3 protein-coding genes and 1 pseudogene are annotated in these 1,834 nt (G+C 47.5%); all 4 read right to left on the bottom strand.

Going from position 1 to position 1,834, the window contains the following annotated elements; translation table 11 throughout:
- On the bottom strand, positions 1-483 hold a 483-nt coding region (locus tag ACFINH_RS09720; protein ID WP_375632960.1), incomplete at its 3' end, for a hypothetical protein.
- Positions 480-974 carry a phage virion morphogenesis protein gene (locus ACFINH_RS09715; RefSeq protein ID WP_375632958.1) on the bottom strand — a complete coding sequence of 165 codons (495 nt, stop codon included), beginning with the start codon at positions 972-974 and terminating at the stop codon, positions 480-482. The genes ACFINH_RS09720 and ACFINH_RS09715, both read right to left, overlap by 4 nt.
- Position 975: 1 nt before the next feature.
- Positions 976-1,398, bottom strand: coding sequence for a gp436 family protein (locus tag ACFINH_RS09710; protein WP_375612327.1), 423 nt, complete (start codon positions 1,396-1,398; stop codon positions 976-978).
- A gap of 15 nt (positions 1,399-1,413) precedes the next feature.
- A pseudogene (locus tag ACFINH_RS09705) lies at positions 1,414-1,834 on the bottom strand (capsid protein); the annotation flags it as partial.

Raw genomic sequence — 1,834 nt, 5'->3', positions numbered from 1 at the left:
TTTGAGTTGTCCTTCATCACAAAAAATATCATGTCCCAACTGATGCAAATCTTGGTGCCATTCCACCACGCTTATCGATACACCACGCTGCTTAATCGCCGCAGAGATAATCGGTTCAATTTGCACCTCACGCGGGGCACTCAAATGCGTTAGCCCCCACAATTGCCCGCTATGACAAAGCACCGCAATGGCTTCTGCTAAAAGCCAACTGGAAACATCACGCTCTTTACCTGTGGTAATAATAAAAGCCCCTAAATGAAGATCCGCACTCATGTGCCCACTTGCTACAGGATTCAAACGGCTTTCTAACACCGCAACCCGTATTGCTGGAGCCACCAGCATCTGTGTTTCAAGCTCTTCTAAGTTAAAACGTCCAAATTGACAGCCGCAATCACGCACATCCGGTAAAGCGCCTTTAAGGCTTCTTATCACCGCTTCACGAAACTGATTAATGCGCCCAGCATTTTTAATCGTTTGACTCATGCAAAGACCCTTTCCAGCCAGTCTTCTGTCGCTTTGACAATTTCCACTTTATTGTGCTCTGAAAGCCCCAAATAAGGGCGTGCGGGCATGGTCACTTGATGCACACAAACAAAGCGGTGTGCATTGCCGCTTTTAAGAAAAAAGCGCAGTGTCTTGCCATTTTTCGGGCGAATAACCCCACCCAATTGATGAATCCGCGCATAAACCAACCCAGAGCCCACAATCACCTGTTCTGGTGAAGCTTTCATATCAATGGAGCGTGAAAGCGCCCCACTGGCATAAAGAATGGAGGTGCGGGCATGATTGTTTTTCCACTTCTCTCCTTGAGCAGACATTTTTTCACTTTGAATCCGCTGCCTTGTGCTTTCTTGAATGAGACGCCCAACCCCTTGTGCCAAAGTCCCCATCGAGCGATCAGCTCCCTTTTGCAAAAAGGATAAAGCCGCTTCAAGCCCTGTCTCTTTAATCTCAATATGGGTTGCAACAGACATATTATCTTCCCATCAAACGCGGCTTGGCATGGAAGAAAGCCCCATCACGCACGGGACCATCTTCGCTCATAATTTTAGGTTCATCTATGCCTAAACCCGCTTTGCCTTCGGCAATACGTTTCAGCAAATCAACCGCCTGTTTGTAACGATCTTCAATAGTCGTGGTCAGTGCCGTATGGCGTATGGCTAAATTATAAACAGCAATATTGACACAGATCATACCCAGAGCCGCTGGCTGTCCAGCAATGGGGATTGAGTAGCGATGAGACAAATGCACATCAATCTCACCACTTGCCTGTTCGAGCGCGCGGGCAATGGCTTGCTCTGAAAAAACTGGATCAGAATTCTCATCCATCCCGCACAAATCATCCAAGAAGTCATCACCCCAGAGCTCTTCAATCAATGTTTTGCTTGCATAAGCCATGTTTAAAAGTTTCCCTTAGACAACTTCTTGCAACAAAACGCCGGCATCTTTTGCGGCAACCAATTCACACACACGTTCCCCCACACGCACCCGTTTACCACCTGATAAGCCGATATCTGGATCTTGGATCACTCCAGACAAACGTTCGCCCAACTGGGCGCTAAAACCCCAACTGATCACCGAACCATCTGCCTGTTGTTTGGTGGGGTCAATATAAAGCAGTGCAATCTTATTGCCCCACACGCGTGCCAATTGTGCCGAACGCCCTTTACGTGCCAAATTCACTTGCGATTCACCAATGAGTAAACGATCGGGGTGTATTTCCATCAGATCAGCAAATTGCGCCTTGGTGACAAAACCATCAGCAGTGCCACCCCCTTTAACGGCTTTAATGATTTTGGGATGACGTTTGAGTTTTGACCAAACAACTTTGCCC

It is taken from the genome of Bartonella sp. AA74HLJMH (assembly GCF_042197045.1).
GTDB lineage: Bacteria > Pseudomonadota > Alphaproteobacteria > Rhizobiales > Rhizobiaceae > Bartonella.
Note: the sequence above shows the minus strand (reverse complement) of the source record. Positions and strands in the feature narration are given on the sequence as shown.